Origin of the sequence: Acinetobacter higginsii (assembly GCF_000369845.1) — a bacterium.
Taxonomy (GTDB): domain Bacteria; phylum Pseudomonadota; class Gammaproteobacteria; order Pseudomonadales; family Moraxellaceae; genus Acinetobacter; species Acinetobacter higginsii.
Genome location: NZ_KB850223.1, coordinates 206,521 through 224,999, shown reverse-complemented (window position 1 = coordinate 224,999; position 18,479 = coordinate 206,521). Strand labels below are relative to the sequence as shown.

Here is an 18,479-nt window from a genome sequence, read left to right as displayed (position 1 = left end):
CACAAGGTTGAACAGAAAGGTAATCCAATGAAAGCCCAAGCCCTATCAATACAGAATGAGCCTCTCACAACTGCTCCTGATTGTAAGGCACTTTTTACGGGATTTATGAAATTGGGATTGATGGGTTTTGGTGGCGTGCTGCCACTGGCACATCGCATTATCGTTGAAGAACATAAATGGATTGATGCTGGCAAATTTACCGACTTACTTGGCGTGTGCCAATTATTACCGGGCGGTAACATCATCAATATGGCCGTTGCCATTGGAATGGAATTCCAAGGCGTGAAAGGTGCGATCAGCTCAGTCCTCGGTTTGATCTCTGCCCCGACCGCAATTGTATTAATCATCTATCAGGTCTATGAGCATTTTCAGTACCTCCCCGCAGTCAAACACATGATTCAAGGTTTGGCCGCTGCTGCCGCAGGCTTACTATTTGCGACAGGATTTAAGATGCTCAAGCCAATTTTGAAAAGCTATCTGACCATTTTCACCATTGGCCTGACTTTCGTGTTTATGATCTGGATCAAGCTGCCCTTAGCACTGACTTTAGCGATTTTACTGGCCATTAATATGCTGGTTCTAGGAGTGAAAAAATCATGATCTTAGTCACCCTTGCTGTCGTTTTTACTCAGCTTTCGCTACTGGCTTTTGGCGGTGGTAATGCCATTCTCCCTGAAATGCAGCACCAAGTGGTAACCGTGCATCAATGGATGAGTGCAGAGCAGTTTAGTTCGTTGTTTGCCATGGCTCAGGCTGCCCCAGGTCCCAATATGATGATTGTACCTTTAGTCGGTTGGCATGTCGCAGGTCCAGCAGGTTTGTTGGTGACGTCGTTGGCGAAGTTCGGCCCATCTTCAATCATTACCATTTATGCACTTAAATTTTGGGAACGCTTTAAAGCCAATCCATTACGGGCACGTTTTGAAAAAGCGTTGAAACCGATTACCGTGGGCTTGGTTTTGGTCAGTGCATGGTTGATTGCCGATGCTTCTGCACAGAACCTGCTTTTGGTCATCATCGTGATTTTGACAGCCATCCTCGGCATGTTTAAAAAGATTCATCCGCTTTGGGTCATGGCCGCAGGCGCAGGGCTTGGAATCGCCTTCCTTTAAAATGGCAATAAAAAACCTGCTTGATGCAGGTTTTTTATTGGATCTCGAATTACCAGATACTAACGCGTTTTTCAGGCGCTAAATACATTTTGTCCCCTTCTTTGATCTTGAAAGCATCATAGAACGGCGCTTGATTGACTAAAGCACCATTGGCGCGAACTTTATCTGGTGCGTGTGGGTCGGTTTTTAAATACACAATCGCTTGCGCTTCTCGAGTTTTGGCACGCCAAACTTGCGTCCAGCCCATATAGAAACGCTGCTCACCCGTACGCCCCTCGATCACAGGCGCAGCTTTGCCTGCTAACGAAATTTGATACGCTTTATAAGCAATCGATAGACCCGAATTATCGGCAATATTTTCACCCAAGGTCAGTTCACCATTGACGTGATAGCCTGCAATCGGCTCATAGGCATTATATTGCGCAACCAAAGCCTGTGTTTTGGCTTTAAACTTCTGATGATCTTGCTTGGTCCACCAATTACGCATATTGCCCAATTCATCAAACTGGCTGCCCTGATCATCGAAACCATGACTGATCTCATGCCCGATCACACTGCCAATCCCGCCATAGTTCACTGCATCATCCGCATCGATATTAAAGAATGGCGGTTGCAAGATTGCTGCTGGAAAGACAATTTCATTAGAGGATGGATTGTAATAGGCATTCACGGTTTGCGGGGTCATAAACCACTCATCACGATCCACAGGTTTACCGAGCTTGTCTAAATCATCTTGATGCTCAAATTCTCTGGCACGAATCACATTGCCAATCAGATCACCATCTTTAATCTCAAGTGCTGAATAATCACGCCATTTGTTTGGATAGCCGACTTTAATCGATAAGCTGGCTAATTTCTTTTTAGCCTGCACTTTGGTTGCAGGACTCATCCAATCCAACTGGCTAATGCTTTGATCATAGGCTTGGATCAAATTCTGCACCAAAGCATCCATACGCTGTTTTTTCTCTGCAGAAAAATGTTTTTCCACATAGATTTTACCCAGACCATCGCCCAACACCGCATTTACGGTTTGTACACCACGCTTCCAGCGCACTTCTTGTTCTGCAACATCACGTAAGGTTTTGCCGTAAAATTCAAAACTTTCATCCACAAAAGCCTTGTTTAAGAAGGGCGAAAAATTACTGATCAAGTTCCATTTAAAATACGCTTTCCACACATTTAAAGGGGTTTTATTGATCACTGGATCAAGTGCTTTGAAATAACTTAATTGATGTACTTGGATGGTTTGAATTTTGTCTTTGACCCCGACTGTATTGAGATAACTATCCCAATCAAAGCTACGGCTTAACTTATTCAAATCTTTAAGTGAGTAAATATTATAGCGTTTAGATAAATCACGGTTCTGAACATTGCTCCACTGGATTTTTGCCAATTCTGTTTCGAGCTTGAGAATGTCTTGTGCATGCTGTGCTGCTTGCTGATCGCCAGACAGTTGCAGCATCCGCTCAATATGCTTCAGATATTTGGCGCGAGTTTCCACAAACTTCTGATCATCTTTTAGATAATAGTCTCGATCTGGTAAACCCAAACGACGCTGCGCCAGACCTGCAATCATCACATCAGAGCGTTTCATATCTTGATCAATACTGATATCAAACGGCGTTCTAACCCCGATGCGAGAGAAATGCCCCATTAATTGAGCAAGGTCTTGTTTATTTTGAATCGCATCCACACCTGCCAATTCTTGCTTTAATGGTGTAATTCCCTGCGCTTCAATTGTTTTTTCATCCATAAAGCTGGCATATAGGCTGGAAACTTTTTGCTCTACTGTTCCTGTTGCCCATTTTTTTGTACTCAGTTCATCAACAATAGCATGTAACTGATTGGTCGATAGCTCATGTAATTCGTTGAATGCGCCCCAGCGTGATTTATCTGCTGGAATCTCAGTATCTTTTAACCATGTGCCATTCACATAGTTATAAAAGTCATCATTGGCAGGCACGCTTTGGTCGATATACTGTTGGTCTATGCCAGAAACTTTTTGTGTTGTAGAAGATTGAATTGCTTGGTCAGCCCATACAGTTGCAGTAAAGGCAGTCAGTGCAAGCGCCAATACACTTTTGAGCAATATAGGTTTCATGATTTATCCTATTTATTTAGGTTTTAAGCGATACAAGAGAGAAATGAAAGATCATTAATTTTATCAAGCGACTATAGTGAAGTACTTTGATCAAATAAAGTCATTTTCGTTGCAATATATATTCACTTTTCACATAAAAACCACAAACTCGCTAAAACCTTTGGCAATAAAAAAGCCTTAGCATCAAGCCAAGGCTTTCTTAATCTTAACTGTTCAAACTAATCTAATATTTTTTCAAAAGCTTTAAGACGTTTATGAATCGATAGTAACTCGATGATAGTTTTCCATGAACTAATCAGATATTGGAAAGAATCTCGAACATTACTAAATACATTCAGTATCTGTTGAAATAAACCAAGGGTTAACAGACCTGCTGAAATAGATGGAAATAACACGACTAGCTTATATAAAATATCAAGTTGTCCATACCAGTTTGCGGTCAAATTAAAATAAGAATAATGGAAGTATAGGCGGAAATAGTTTTTTCTTACTTGAGCAAATAGCTCTTTTAACTTGGCAGGCTGAGCATATTCGACATGATCTTCACCATAAACTAATTCTTTACGGTAAGCAGCCTCGACTTTCTGATTATTAAATTGCAAACCTGGCAATTTTATCCCAACAACCATTAAAAGTATGGTTCCAAAGACAGCCCATAACACAGCAGCCCATACTAATGAATATTTAACCTCACCAATAATAGGTAATGCAGGTACATGATTTGATAAGATAAAAAGTAATGGTAAAAATGCAATAAGCGTCATAATCGCTTTAATAAACTCTACACCCAAGTCCTCAACAATCGTTGCAAAACGCATGGTGTCTTCTTGCACACGTTGTGAAGCACCTTCAATATGTCTCAATTTTTCCCAATTCTCGACATAATATTCATTCATTGCTGTACGCCAACGAAAAACATAATGACTGGTAAAAAAGACATTGATCGTTGCCAAGGTCACGTACACCATAGCAATCCATAAAAAAACCGCCAACTCCTTATAAAGTGCTAGAACATCCCCCCCTTTTGCAGAGAGCATGCTTTGGACTAAATCCCAAAATGGTACATACCATGCATTAATCGCAACATTCGCTTGTACGGCAAACCAGATATTAAAGATGATAAAGGCGGATCCCCAAATCGACCAACGTTGCCATTTATTGGCTGAAAATATCCGCCAAAAACCAGCAAATAGTGCTGTTGCGGTAATAAACCAAGAATAGAACCAAAGCGAAGAAGGTGCCCAAAAACGACTAACACCAATTGGCAACTCTGCATTAGCATAACCTTTGGCAAAACCAAGATATTCGCCCCAACTATGCCCACCGGTGTACCACAGCAACATATTGAGGGATAACCATACGATGACAGAAATAAAAAACAAACGTGGGTTGGGAAAGAAAGACTTAAACATCTGTTTAACAATCCTTGTTAGGTAGCGACTCATTTGACTAGGTCATCCTATGACCTGAAACTTAAAACTGTCTGATAAAAAAGTTTGATGATTTGTAGTTATTTACCTGTTTTTTTCTCTTTTTAATAGCTTTTTGTAGATGATTTACAATTTGTTTTTGCCCGAATATAAGTTTAGTAAATGGACTCAAGTACTTAAGTCCATTACAAGGTTCATAAAATAAAGGCTTAACGTGGTGCTGAGGTACTCATTTTTAAGGCAATATCCTGTTGCTCGCTTTGCGTTGGGAAGCTCTTGCTTTGAATTGCCCATTGAATTTCAGCGAGTTTTTCATTGGCAGCATCCACTCCTGCCTGCATAGTCATCTCTCGACCTTTGACATCAAAGATATGCGCTTTTTCACGCAGATCAGGTTGAATTACAATATCAGCCTCTTTAAGTTCCTCTTCGGCCAAACGTCCTTGCATGATATTGATATTTTGGTTGAACAAGCCCCAGACATTACTGGTTTCCGTATGAATCGGCTGAGCCAAGATATCCACGGCGATGACCACATCCGCACCCAGTTCACGTGCAACCTGCACAGGTACAGGGCTGACTAAACCACCATCAACATACTCAACATCATGAATTTTAGTCGGTACAAACATACTTGGAATGGATGCAGAAGCCCGCACTGCCTGCCCGGTATTACCATAATTAAAGACGGTTCGGGTGCCATCTTTTAATTCAGTTGCCACCACATACATTGGGATTTTCATCTTTTCTAATGGCAGGTTATGCACTTGCTCATTGATATAGTCTTCCACTTTTTTACCGTCAAAAAAGCCCTTTAGACTGACATTGACTTCGCGCACATCATTGGCTTTGAGTTTTAACGCAATATCGCGTAATTCGGCAGGACTTTTACCACTGGCATAGATTGAACCAACAATACTGCCTGCACTGGTCCCCACAATAAAATCTGGACGAATGCCTTGCTGCTCTAAGACTTCAATCACACCAATATGGGCATAACCACGCGCGCCACCACTGCCCAACACCAATGCAATCACAGGACGCTTTTGCTGCTGTTTGATAGCATTAAAGGGTTGGCTTACAGCTTGAGCTTGGGCATCTTCAATGACAGGTTTTAAATGTGAGGTACTTTGGCAACCAGCCAAAATTGCCATTGAAAGACCCAACATCCATAATTTAAGCTGTTTCATACGCCGCGATTGCCATATTAACCATATCTCAGATCCGAATTTTAGCGTTTAGCACATCTAAAAACTGTAGCAATTTTTTGTATTTGTCATCAAAAAGACATAAAAAAAAAAGCTCCTCGAAAGGAGCCTTTTTTATGATTTTAGTTTTGCTTTAGATGCATTACCAAATATCAGAATCAACTTTTTTCTTTAATTCTGGATAGTTATCAATCTTAAACTCAGGCTCTTTAATACCTCGTTTAAGTTGAGAGGTGTAGTCTTTCAACAATGTACGTGCCATAGGGGTTAACAACAAGATTGCAATCAAGTTAATCGTTGCCATGATCCCCATGAACAAGTCCGCCATTGACCAAACCAATGGCACACTACCAATCGCACCGAAATACACCATTACCAATACAAAGATTCGGAAGATGAACATCACTTTCGGATTGTTATTGATAAACTGCACATTACTTTCTGCATAGGCATAATTACCAAGTACAGCGGAATAACAGAATAAGAATAACAGCACCGCAAGGAAGTCAGCACCCCAGTGTCCGACTTGAGTCTCTAAAGCACGCTGTGTCAGCTCTACCCCGACAAAGCCCGCATCGTGATAAACACCCGATACCAAGATAATGATCGCAGTACTGGTACACACAATGAACGTATCAACGAATACACCAAGCATTTGCACCAAGCCTTGGTTCACTGGATGTTTCACATCCGATGCTGCTGCAGCGTTTGGTGCAGAACCCATACCCGCTTCGTTAGAGAACAAGCCACGCTTGATCCCTTGCATCATTGCCATCGAAATCATGGCACCGAAGAAACCACCCGCTGCTGCATTAAACTGGAATGCTTCAGTGAAGATCAGTTTGAAGATCCCTGGTAGAAGTTCGTAATTGCTGATCGCAATATACATCGCCACAGCAAGGTAAAGACCTGCTTTGAGTGGTACAAACATTTCTGCAAATTTGGCGATACGTTTAATACCACCGAAAATCGCTAACGCAACCATAACAACCAGTGCAAGGCCTACCCATGAAATTTCGAGATCAACACCACCTAAGTGGGCAACCAGATTGGCTTTGTCCCAACCCCATGCATGTGAAGATGCATTGGCAATCGCATTGATTTGAACTGAGTTGAATACAAAACCATAGGTAAAGATTAGTGCAAGTGCGAAGATCACACCAAAGGTTTTACTGCGTAAGCCTTGCGTAATATAGTAGGCTGGTCCACCGCGGAATTGCTTACTATTGCTATCTCGTACCTTAAATAACTGAGCAAGCGAAGACTCAATAAAAGCCGAGCTCATCCCCAACAATGCAGTAAACCACATCCAGAACACCGCACCTGGTCCACCAATCGCAATCGCGATCGCCACACCTGCAATGTTACCTACCCCAACACGACTGGCTAAGCCCGTTACAAATGCTTGGAAAGGTGTCAATCCGTGTGAATCTTTTTCTTCACCTTTAGTACGACTGCCCTTCATCACCTTGATACTGTGGAAGAACATTCTGATTTGGACAGCTTTCGTTGCAATGGTATAAAAAATACCGACTGCAAGCAGGAAAACAACGAGAAAGTCCCATAAAGGATCATTGAAAAAACTTACCCAAGCCATCAGGGTGTCATTTAATTTTTCATTCATCACTTATTCGCTTTTAAATATTTTATGTACGTCCGTACATATACGATAACAATGGATGAATCAAAAAAGCCCCGCTTGGGGCTTTTGATCCGACTTAGGCAAAGAATTTCAAAATTAATTGAATTACTGTTGCGTTAATTAAATCAACGAAGAACGCACCACAAAGCGGAACAATCAAGAAGGCTTTATGAGATGGTCCATACATATTGGTAATCGCTTGCATGTTTGCAACCGCAGTTGGTGTTGCCCCCATACCAAAACCACAGTGACCTGCTGCCAATACCGCTGCATCGTAGTTTTTACCCATGACGCGGAAGGTAATGAACGCAGCATATAATGCCATCGTAATGGTTTGCGCACCTAAAATAACGACAAGCGGGCCAGCCAAATCTGCCAACTGCCACAATTTCAATGAAAGCAATGCCATTGCAAGATAGAGCGATAATGATGCATTACCAAACACATCAATTGCACGGTCAAAGATATCTACTTTTAATACGCTTTCTAAGACATTACGTAAGATCACACCACCGCCAAGCGCCCAAACGAAAGTTGGTAACTCGAACCAAGTGCCCTTACTGAAACCTGTCATGAATTCTGCAAATGCCAAACACGCAGCAAACATACCCAAAGTCGTAATCGCATTATCAGCCGTAATTAAACGAACCTGATGTGGATTTTCAAATGGTGCCAGCTCGTCAGGATGTTGATCTAAATGCGTATCGCGATTTTTGATTTCAGCTGGGGTCTGTGCTTGAGCAAGGCTATAACGGTTAATCAACAACTTCGCCAATGGACCACCGATAATACCACCGATAATCAGACCGAAAGTTGCACTCGCCATACCTAAAGCCAACGCACCTTGAATCCCATGCTGAGTCTCAAGAATTTCACCCCATGCACCTGCAGTACCATGACCACCAGTCAATGTGATTGAACCTGCAATCAAACCCACCAAAGGATCAATACCTAGCATGGTTGCAAGGCTCATGCCGACAGCGTTCTGTACCACAATAAAAGAGGCGACACAGACCAGGAAGATCACTAAACCAATACCGCCTTCTTTGAGCTTCATGAAGTTAGCACTTAAGCCAATCGAAGCGAAGAAGATCAACATAAAACTGGTTTGTAATTCACTACTAAACACAATACTGTAACCCCAAAGTGAGTGTACAAGTAGTGAAAGTACCGCTGCAACCAAACCACCAGCCACAGGCTCAGGAATGTTATAGCGTTTTAAGAAGTCAATTTTATTAACGAGCAAACGTCCTAATAACAAGACGATGACCGCCGAAATTAGGGTATAGAAACCATTAAAAGTAAATTCCATATCTTCTTCCGTTTATTTTATTCGTTCTACCGATGATTTTTTCACCACTTTGGAACGCATAAAATAGTAACTCTCAAAATGAGTGAAAACTCAATCAACTTAATAAAAAGCATACAGTTCTAAGCAAGAACTAAGGCCTGTTTCGTTGATCAGTTTTCACGGATGATTACACCTACTAGATAGGTGGCTTAGAAGTTATAGCGAGCCATGGCCCCTACACGATTATCCTTACCTTTTTGTCCATCAAAGGTCTTACGTTCACCGTAGACATACTCTAGACCAAACGTAATCGGTGTAACTGGTGAATACATGATATTCCACCAACCTTGTTGCAAGGTTTTGTTCTGCGCAGCATCTTTTGCAATCACCGCTTGTTTAGCAAAGTCATTGCTATCATCAGCAAACATTGCGCCATAAGCCAAGGTACTACGTAATTTAGGATTAATTTGATAAGTTGCACCGAGTGTCAGCGCATCAAATTCATTCAAATTTAAACCGAAATTATTTGGATTTACGTTATAAGCATTGTTGGTATACAACAAGAATTTGCTGTCACCCTTCACATGCGAGTAATCAATCATCGCCTGCAACGCATCGCTGAACTTATATTTTGCACCAACCGCAACACCCCAGCCTAATTCAGCGTCATTGGCACTGAGCTGTTTGTCATTATTGTAAGCAGCTTTACTGCGGGCTTCGGTAAGTAACACACGTGCAGAGCTTGTGCCCTGACCTTCTGCAAAATCATATTTTAATTTTGAAGTTAAAGCAGGCGCTCGGTTATCGTCATTGCCTTTTTCTAAGGCAACAAAATAATGTGTATTTGGATTAAATGCACCGCTATAACGAACCATTGGTGTACGGTAAGTCCCGATTCCCAAAGGTGAGTTAAAATCTAGCATTTCTGGCTGTAAATCTGTTGCCAAGAACGTCGATGTGGTTTGACCAAATAACCAGTCATTAAAGGTCATATACGCGTGACGGATACGAATGGTGTCATTGCTACTACCACCACGGAAATCAACTTCTAACTTACCACCGACTTCAGCGCCTTCCACAGGTGCTTTAAAATCCAGGCCTAAGCGGGTAACCGTTGCCGTGCTATAGAAACGATCGCTATTCTTTTCAGCGCCTTCTAAATCAACCTTATTGATGCGGTTAAAGATTCCGTCACCACCTTTGGCTTGATAAGAAGCATCACCACGTAAGAAACCGTGTAATTTAACTTCTGCGCCAGAAGCAGTGTTAAACACCAATTGCGACTTTTTAGGAACAGCGGGCGCTACAGCTACATTTGTAGGATGATCTGGGTGTGCTTCTTTAAAATTAGAATGTTCCTGTACAGGAGCAAGGTCATTTTTTTGTTTTGCTTGGGGAACATATTGCTGTAATAAAGCTTTTAATTCCTTCACTTCATCACGAAGTTGTTGAATCTGTTCTTGCTCACTAGCAGCGTGTGCGTTGTTCATCATTAAGGCAGCAACAGTGATTGCTAAACCTTGTAGTACGAACGGCTTACGGATGAGAGATACACTCATGAGAAGCTCCTTGTATCTGTGTATATTTCAACATTTTCTAGCGGCATAAAATTGGATAAATTTGCTATGCCTAGGATAGAAAATTCCCCTCACCTTATCAGTAAGGAAAGCCCAATCAGTTTTTTAAAAAGGGCGTATTATGCATAAATTTCGAATATTGTGTGTACTTTTTATTTAAGGAGTTCTCATCATTTTCGCGTGAATAAAAAAATAGTTTTTCGATTTCATTATGTTACTAATAGTTTTCTTTTTCACAGAAACCAAACAAAACATATAAAACATACTACAACTTATCATAAAGCTTTCTTTTTGTGATTATTTTTTACACACCGCTAAAGTTGTATGTGAAAAACTATCTGCAAAAACCATTTATTGATTTATAGTCAGCACACATTAAAAGATCAAAATGATGAGGAGTTTTTTATGAACACGGAACAAGTCCACTATGTAGATGAAGCGATTACGTCTCGTCATTCAGTCCGTGCATTTTTAGATACCCCTGTCGAAACACAAACCATCAAAGATATTTTAGCGGTAGCAAGTCGTGCGCCTTCTGGCACCAATGTTCAGCCTTGGAAAGTCTATGTGGTGACAGGGCAAAAACGTGCAGAGATGATTGATCGTGTTTGCACTGCCCAAATTGAACTGCTACAAAAACCTGAGCTTGCAGCACAATATCAAGAAACTTTTGCCTATTACCCTGCAACTTGGATTTCACCGTTCATTGATCGTCGTCGTGCCAATGGTTGGGGTCTGTATGGTTTGCTGGGCATTCAAAAGGGCGAAAAAGAAAAAATGGCAGCACAACAATTGCGTAACTTTCAATTGTTCGATGCCCCCGTTGCTTTATATTTTACCGTGAATAAAGTCATGGGGATCGGCTCCAAAATGGATATTGCCATGATGATTCAAAATGTCATGGTGGCTGCTAAAGCGCGTGGCTTAGATACTTGCCCGCAAGCCGCATGGAATCATTTCCATCCAATCGTACTCGATATTTTGGGCGCACCAGAAGATGAAGAACTGGTTTGTGCCGTGGCTTTAGGTCATGCTGACCCTGAGCATATTGTGAATACCTTTATTACACCGCGTGAACCTGTTGAAAACTTCACGGTGTTTTTAGACTAGACTTGTAAATAAAGCAGTCTCTAAGCGGAGAGACTGCTTTGCTGTTTCCCTACTTTTAAAATGGCGAACAATCCCGCACTGGTAAATAACAGCATCATGATGCCCATGTTCAAAGATGCCTTCCACACCAAGAAGTTCAAGATAATCCCAGCCAACAGACCACAAGCAAATTGCATACTGCCCATAATCGCACTGGCCGTACCTGCACGTGCCCCTTGCTGAGACATCGCCAAAGCCATGGCATTCGGCCCTGTTAAACCAATTCCTGATACCACCAAGAATAAGCCTGACATTAGCAGTAATAGCGGTGCATCCTCCATCAACCCAGCAGTCAGCACAATCAATGCCCCAAAACACTGGATTAGACCACCCAAACGCAGGCGTTGAAAAATTCCCATTCGGGTATTCAGATGTTTATTCAGTGAGGACATCAACATAATCCCTGCTGCATTCAACGCAAATGCATAAGAGAAATGTTGCTGAGACAATCCATATTGCCCCATAAACACTTCGGAAGCAGAGCTGATATAGCAGAATAAAGCGGCGCCAGTTAAACAACCCGCAAACATTGGTACTCTAAAGCTCTCATCTTTAAGAATAGCAGCATAGAGTGTGGTGACTTGATAAGCCGATAATTTTAAACGGCGTTCAACAGGCAGTGACTCTTTAAAGAAGAAATGTACACAGAGCCAGCACATCACCCCGATCATCGATAAAGTGATAAAAATCGCTTGCCATGGAAAGAAATTAAGAATCCATGCACCAAAGATTGGTGCCAGAATCGGTGCCAGCCCCATCACAATCATCATGCTAGAAAAGGCTTGTGCAGAGCCGTGCATATCCAGACGATCACGAATGGTTGCTCGCGCCATGACCACACCGACACAGCCACCTAAAGCTTGAAAGATACGAGCTGCAATCAAAGCCCACTCATTGGTCGCAAAGACACAGGCTAAACTGGCAATCGCATAAAGCCCCAAGCCAAAATATAATGGCTTTTTACGTCCAATACGGTCACTGACAGGTCCATAAATCAACTGTCCAATCGCCAGTCCCAAAAAATAAGCGGGTAAGGTATTGGCAACCATTTGTGTACTGACCCCGAACTCATCTGCCATTTGTGGCAAAGCGGGTAAATACATATCGATCGACAACGGCCCTAATGCGGTTAACAAAGCAAGCAACAAAATCCATGCTGTTGAATATTGACGCTGATTGGTTTGCTCTGCCTGCATAATGCTCTACTTTTCATGTTAATCACCATTCTAAGCTTAGCATCCTCAACATATTTGTGCATAATAAGAATCAGAAAATTGATTGCAGAATACAAAAAGGACAAACTTTGAATCCTTGGTTCGGACGTTTAAGACAAGCAACCTATAACACCACGTTTATGTATAACGTGCGTATGTTAATCGCCTTTACGGGCACTGCTTTTGTTCCCTATCTTTTAGATTATCAATTGGCAACGATTCCCTTAACACTCGGTGTCGTTGCAGCCGCGATTAGTGATATTGATGACCGCTTTTCTGTGCGCATCATGAACCTGATTTATACCTATATCGGGTTCTTCATTACAGCAGCTTCGGTTCAACTGTTATTCCCCTATCCGATTGCCTTTGCAATTGGATTAATCGCCTCTTGTATCGGCTGGATCTTATTGGGTTCTTTAGGTCGTCGCTATGCCACCATTGCCTATGGTTGTCTAGTCATTTCGGTCTATTCCATGTTGGGTGTACATTTATTTGAACAATGGTATCTGCAACCTGCTCTGCTTGTTGTTGGTGCTGCTTGGTATGGCTTACTTTCAACCATCAGCTTTCTATTGTTCCCCGTACGTAAAGTTCAAGATCAACTGGCTGCGTCCTACACCGCCTTAGGGAGTTTCTTATTCGCTAAATCAAACTTATTTGATGTGGATATGACCCCCTCTAGCTATCAACAAAGTATGATTGATATCGCCATGGAAAATGGCAAGTTGGTCGCAATCTTTAACGATATGCGGATGTCCCTGTTGACGCGTCTCAAAGGTGACCGTGGACAAAAGGGAACTCGACGAAGTCTGCAATACTATTTTGTCGCTCAAGATATTCATGAGCGCGCCGATTCAGCTCATATCGATTATCAAAAACTGGCAAAAGTCTTTCAACATAGTGATATTTTATTTCGCTTTCAAAGGATCTTATCGATTCAAGGCAAAGCCTGTCAGGATTTGGCTCAATCTATTTTAAGTCGTACCCGTTATGTACATAACAAGCGCTTTAAGCATAGTTTTGAGAACTTGCGTTTATCATTAGAAAAACTGCGCAAAGATGGACACTATGATCAAGTCAGAATTAATGCCTTATTTGCACTTTATCAAAACCTCAAATCGATTGATGCACAATTACAAAACCTAGAAACCGAACGAAATCTGCAAAAGATCAATGCACAACATACCGAAAGCCAGTTAAAAGATGATGATCTCAAAGGCTGGAATGACATCATTGTTCGGGTGAAACAGCATCTCACCCCTGAATCGGTACTCTTCCGTCATGCCGTGCGCTTATCCATCGTCCTCTTTATTGGTTATCTGTTTATTCAGATGACCAATATTGCTTATGGTTACTGGATTTTATTAACGGCACTGTTTGTCTGCCAACCCAACTTCAATGCCACCAAGCGACGTTTATACCTACGTATCATCGGAACCTTGGTCGGGATTATTGTTGGTTTAGCGATTATCTATTTTATTCCTTCAATCGAAGGTCAATTGGTGATGCTGATCCTGAGCGGTGTACTGTTTCTGGAACTACGCAGTAAACAATATGCGCAAGCCACTGCATTCATTACCATTCTCGCCTTAATCAATTTTAATCTGGATGGTTCTGCATTCGCAGCGGGTCTACCCCGTTTTATTGATACCGTGATTGGCTGTGCCTTGGCATGGTTTGGTGTCAGCTTTATCTGGCCAGACTGGAAGTTCCGCAGACTACCGCGTTCGATTCAACGTTCTCTACAGGCGCAATGTAAATATCTGGCCGAGGTGGTGGAACAATATCATCAAGGTCGTAACAATGCCCTGAACTATCGCGTGGTTCGACGTGCTGCGCACAATACCGATGCCGAAGTCGCTTCATTGATTTCCACCATTGCAACTGAACCCAACATTGATGTGAACCGAAAAAGTTTGGCTTTTGAATTTTTATGTCTCAGCCATACCTTTTTAAGTTATATCGCTGCCTTGGGCGCGCATCGGGAACAAATCCAAGATCAGGAAGTGCTGAGCTTACTCGATCAGGCTGTCGACGATATTCAAGGGGCACTGCTCAGAGATGAAGTTCCTGATTTATCCGCACAAAACCTGATGCAAACCATTCGTGACCGTCTCAGCCGCAATGAAGATAATGATCCAAAATCACTGATCATTTTGCAGCAACTTTCACTTATGCTCAGTGTGTTGACACGCTTAAGTATGCTGAAACAGAGTCTGAGCCATGAACCGAATGAAGATGGTACCGAATTTGCTTCACTTTAATGGCTGTTGTGATTGCAATAGCCGCCCATGATTCGCCATTGGCATAATATCTTTGCATGCCAATAGATGTTAAACTAAACCCAGTTATATACTCATTTTTTATACTATGACCGCCAAAACGCTATACGCTTATACGCTACAACCTGTTCCTTACGAAGTTTCTGAAGCTGAACAACGTCAAGCTCAACTGATGATTTGGCGTAGTACCAACAAATTCAGCCGCAAAGCATGGATGATTATGATTGCACTGGTTGTGCTCTCATTGGTTGCTGCAGGACTTATTAAATATTATTCAACCTACTCAACTGTGATTTGTTGGGTCGTGATTGTGAGTGTGGTGCTGTTCTATTTGATCAAACGTTTTGGTCTGGAGTGGTACGTTAAACGCAAGATGACTGAATTCCCTGTACAGGAAATTAAAGGTCTACGTTTAGGCGTACAACCACACGGTATCGTGATGCGTCAAAAAATGGGTCTGCAAGAAGGTACTGCAACCATTGGTTGGAAAGACATTTACGAATGGTATAGTTCACCTGACTTTATTTTGGTGAACTTTAAGGTAAAAACAAAAGGCGAAGAACAACAAGGTGCCTATATTTTACCAAAGCGTATGGACTCGAAAAATTTCTCGTTCAATACCGTACGTAGACACCTAAATGAAACAGTTGGTGCACCTAAATCAATTTAAGTTTTAGTCTCTGACGTAAAAGACCTCCCTACATGGGAGGTTTTTTAATACCCACTAAATAAATGAGAATCAAAATCAATATTACCTGCAAAATCCATATTATGTACTTATTCTTAGGTTATAATTTTTTACATGAATTCCATTATCTTTCCATTCTTTGACCATGTTTAAAAAAGTTTTTTTCCAAATCCATTGGTTTTTAGGGATTACCGCGGGGCTTATTCTCTCTTTAATGGGGGTAACAGGTGCAATCTATTCATACGAACCACAGATTCTAAAATGGATCAACCAAGACAGCTATGTCGTTGAGGTTGCCGAAACACCGAAACTCACCCCTGCCCAACTGTATCAACATTTCAATCAACAACAACCCGAGATTGAAATTAACAGCATCACCATTGCCGCTGATCCCATCGAATCGTCAACCGTCAATATTAAAAAAGAAGGTGCGCGTCGTGGCTATAATATGATGGTCAACCCCTATACAGCGGCAGTATTACCTGAAGTTAAAGGGCGTGATACGCTGCAATTTATTCAGCGTTTACATCGTAATTTAACGGCTGGAGAATTTGGGGCGCAGATTACTGGGGCATCTACGCTGATGCTGATTTTCTTTGTATTGAGTGGTATCTATCTACGCTTTCCAAAGAAACATAGTATTAAACAATGGTTGTTTATTAAGCCAAAACTAAAAGGTCGTAATTTTATTTGGGATCTACATGCAGTAGTCGGAACCTGGGTCATTGTGTTCTATCTACTGTTTGCATGTACAGGCTTATATTGGTCTTATGACTGGTGGCGTGCAGGTATGTTCAAAGTCATGGGCGTTGAACAACCACAACGTAATCAACAAAATAATGAACGTGGCAAAAATAAGCAACCTGAACTGGAAAAAACGCAGGTTAATAGCATCCTGACGCAAACATGGACAGGAGTAAATGCACAGATTGGCCGTGAATATTCTAGCCTGACCTTAAATATTCCTAAACGTGATGATGCCAAGGTTGAACTTTCATTTGTCGATGCTATTCCACAACATGAGCGTGCACGTAACCAAGCGGTTTATAACTATCAAAACAATAAATTCGAAAAATTCGAACTGTATGAAGACAAGAAGCTCAATGAAAAAATCATGAGCAGTATGCTGCCCGTGCATCGTGGTAGCTTCTTTGGTTCAACCTATCAATTTATTGCCATGTTGGCTTCATTGGCCATGCCACTGTTCTTTGTAACAGGTTGGATGCTGTATCTAAAACGCCGTAAACAGAAGAAATTAACTCAAGCGGCACGTCAGTCACTCGGCGCACAGCAGATTGACCCAAATGCCAAACCTTGGCTGATTACTTATGCAACGCAAACTGGTGTAGCTGAACAATTGGCTTGGCGTACAGCGACCAGCTTACAAGAAGCACAACAGCCAACCACGGTTAAACCAATTCAGCAACTGACTGAGCAAGACCTGCAACACGCAGCACAGGTTTTATTTGTGATCAGTACCTATGGTACAGGTGAGGCACCTGATCTTGCCGCAAGTTTCAGCAAGAAACTGATGCAACAACAGCTTGATCTTGGCCAAATGCACTATGCCGTACTTGCACTGGGTTCAAAAGAATACCCTGACAGCTATTGCAGCTTCGGCTATGCAGTAGATGCATGGTTAAAACAATGCAAAGCACAGCCGCTGTTTGACTTGATTGAAGTGGATAATGCCAATAGCAACGATATTCAACGTTGGAATCAGGGCTTGTCTGCGGTAACCCAGCATGAACTACATGCGATGAATATTGAGAAAGTATTTGATCAATGGACGCTAAGCGAACGCACCCTACTCAACCCAGATAGCTTAGGGCAGGCAGCTTATAATATCGAGCTGACCTCAGCATCTGACATAACATGGCATGCGGGTGATATTGCAGAAATTCAACCTGCCAACAGTTTGACTGATATTCAGAATTTCTTGATCAAGTATCAAACCCCTGCACATAGTATCGTTGAATCATTGAAGCAAAATATTGAACATGCACTGTGGAATAAAAATCTGCGGGTTGAGATCCAGCCGTTTGGTACGCTTGAAGACTTACTGGAACAGTTACCCACCCTACCCGCACGTGAATATTCGATTGCCAGTATTCCATCTCAACAAGTACTAAGACTAGTGGTTCGCCAAAAACGTGATGAAAATGATCAACTCGGTCTTGGTTCTGGCTGGTTAACCGAATTTGCGCAACCCAAACAAAACATCGCCCTGCGTATTCGAACCAATGAATCATTCCATTTAATTGATGACAACCGCCCAATTATCTGTATTGGTAATGGTACTGGTATCGCAGGTCTCATGAGCTTGTTACAGCAACGTAATCGCCAAAATTACACGGCCAACTGGCTGATCTTTGGTGAACGTCAACGCGAACATGATTTCTTCTATCAAGAAACCATTCAAGCCTGGTTAAACATGGGAACACTACAGCGTCTGGATTTGGCTTTTTCTCGTGATCAAGAACAACGTGTCTATGTGCAGGATATATTACGCAACAATGCAGATGAACTGATCAAATGGGTTGAGCAAGGTGCGGTGATTTATGTCTGTGGTAGCATTGAAGGTATGGCTTCTGGTGTCGATCAGGCATTGATGGAAATTCTTAGCGAAGAAAAACTGGATGAGTTAAGACAAGCTGGTCGTTATCGCCGAGACGTTTATTAATTCTTCTCTATAAAAAAAACGAGTGCTAGCCACTCGTTTTTTTATAAGACAATAAGAGGATTTGCCTTTCTCTGAATTTTGCATACACTTAGCACGGTTCAA

General features: G+C 41.9%; 13 protein-coding genes. 6 read left to right on the top strand and 7 right to left on the bottom strand.

Features of this window, described 5'->3' with window-relative positions; translation table 11 throughout:
* Window positions 1-27 precede the first annotated feature (27 nt).
* Together F885_RS01635 and F885_RS01640 are read left to right on the top strand one after the other, a co-directional pair.
* Window positions 28-600, top strand: coding sequence for a chromate transporter (locus F885_RS01635; protein WP_005206040.1), 573 nt, complete (start codon window positions 28-30; stop codon window positions 598-600).
* On the top strand, window positions 597-1,112 hold the full coding sequence (locus tag F885_RS01640) for a chromate transporter (RefSeq protein ID WP_005322602.1): 516 nt from the start codon (window positions 597-599) through the stop codon (window positions 1,110-1,112). Before F885_RS01635 ends, F885_RS01640 begins: the two co-directional genes overlap by 4 nt.
* Before the next feature lie 49 nt (window positions 1,113-1,161).
* Here F885_RS01640 and F885_RS01645 read toward each other — a convergent pair whose 3' ends face one another.
* The 6 genes from F885_RS01645 to F885_RS01670 all read right to left on the bottom strand — a co-directional run bounded on the left by F885_RS01645 (window position 1,162) and on the right by F885_RS01670 (window position 10,343).
* The gene (locus F885_RS01645; RefSeq protein WP_005322601.1) at window positions 1,162-3,213 is read right to left on the bottom strand and encodes a M13 family metallopeptidase; all 2,052 of its coding nucleotides are present in this window, start codon (window positions 3,211-3,213) and stop codon (window positions 1,162-1,164) included.
* Between the two features lie 218 nt (window positions 3,214-3,431).
* Window positions 3,432-4,625 (bottom strand): peptide antibiotic transporter SbmA, encoded by a 1,194-nt coding sequence (gene sbmA, locus F885_RS01650; RefSeq protein WP_005322600.1) that lies wholly within the window; start codon window positions 4,623-4,625, stop codon window positions 3,432-3,434.
* A gap of 227 nt (window positions 4,626-4,852) precedes the next feature.
* Window positions 4,853-5,833, bottom strand: a complete 981-nt coding sequence (locus F885_RS01655; protein ID WP_005206048.1) for a patatin-like phospholipase family protein — start codon at window positions 5,831-5,833, stop codon at window positions 4,853-4,855.
* Between the two features lie 160 nt (window positions 5,834-5,993).
* Window positions 5,994-7,475, bottom strand: coding sequence for an alanine/glycine:cation symporter family protein (locus tag F885_RS01660; RefSeq protein WP_005206050.1), 1,482 nt, complete (start codon window positions 7,473-7,475; stop codon window positions 5,994-5,996).
* 94 nt (window positions 7,476-7,569) lie between these two features.
* Window positions 7,570-8,805, bottom strand: a complete 1,236-nt coding sequence (gene gltS / locus F885_RS01665; protein ID WP_004652335.1) for a sodium/glutamate symporter — start codon at window positions 8,803-8,805, stop codon at window positions 7,570-7,572.
* Between the two features lie 188 nt (window positions 8,806-8,993).
* A complete protein-coding gene (locus F885_RS01670; RefSeq protein WP_005322599.1) occupies window positions 8,994-10,343 on the bottom strand; it encodes a DcaP family trimeric outer membrane transporter in 1,350 nt (449 codons plus the stop codon).
* Between the two features lie 423 nt (window positions 10,344-10,766).
* On the opposite strand from F885_RS01670, the gene F885_RS01675 reads away from it, so the two are divergent.
* Window positions 10,767-11,471, top strand: coding sequence for a nitroreductase (locus tag F885_RS01675; protein WP_005322598.1), 705 nt, complete (start codon window positions 10,767-10,769; stop codon window positions 11,469-11,471).
* 20 nt (window positions 11,472-11,491) lie between these two features.
* Here F885_RS01675 and F885_RS01680 read toward each other — a convergent pair whose 3' ends face one another.
* A complete protein-coding gene (locus F885_RS01680) occupies window positions 11,492-12,706 on the bottom strand; it encodes a multidrug effflux MFS transporter (protein ID WP_005322596.1) in 1,215 nt (404 codons plus the stop codon).
* A gap of 107 nt (window positions 12,707-12,813) precedes the next feature.
* Here F885_RS01680 and yccS point away from each other — a divergent pair, with 107 nt between their 5' ends.
* The 3 genes from yccS (at window position 12,814) to F885_RS01695 (ending at window position 18,377) form a co-directional block, all read left to right on the top strand.
* Window positions 12,814-14,988: a YccS family putative transporter gene (gene yccS, locus F885_RS01685; protein ID WP_005322594.1), complete on the top strand. Its 2,175-nt coding sequence runs from the start codon at window positions 12,814-12,816 to the stop codon at window positions 14,986-14,988.
* 106 nt (window positions 14,989-15,094) lie between these two features.
* On the top strand, window positions 15,095-15,676 hold the full coding sequence (locus tag F885_RS01690) for a YcxB family protein (RefSeq protein WP_004802952.1): 582 nt from the start codon (window positions 15,095-15,097) through the stop codon (window positions 15,674-15,676).
* 163 nt (window positions 15,677-15,839) lie between these two features.
* On the top strand, window positions 15,840-18,377 hold the full coding sequence (locus F885_RS01695) for a PepSY domain-containing protein (protein ID WP_005322592.1): 2,538 nt from the start codon (window positions 15,840-15,842) through the stop codon (window positions 18,375-18,377).
* Window positions 18,378-18,479: the final 102 nt, after the last annotated feature.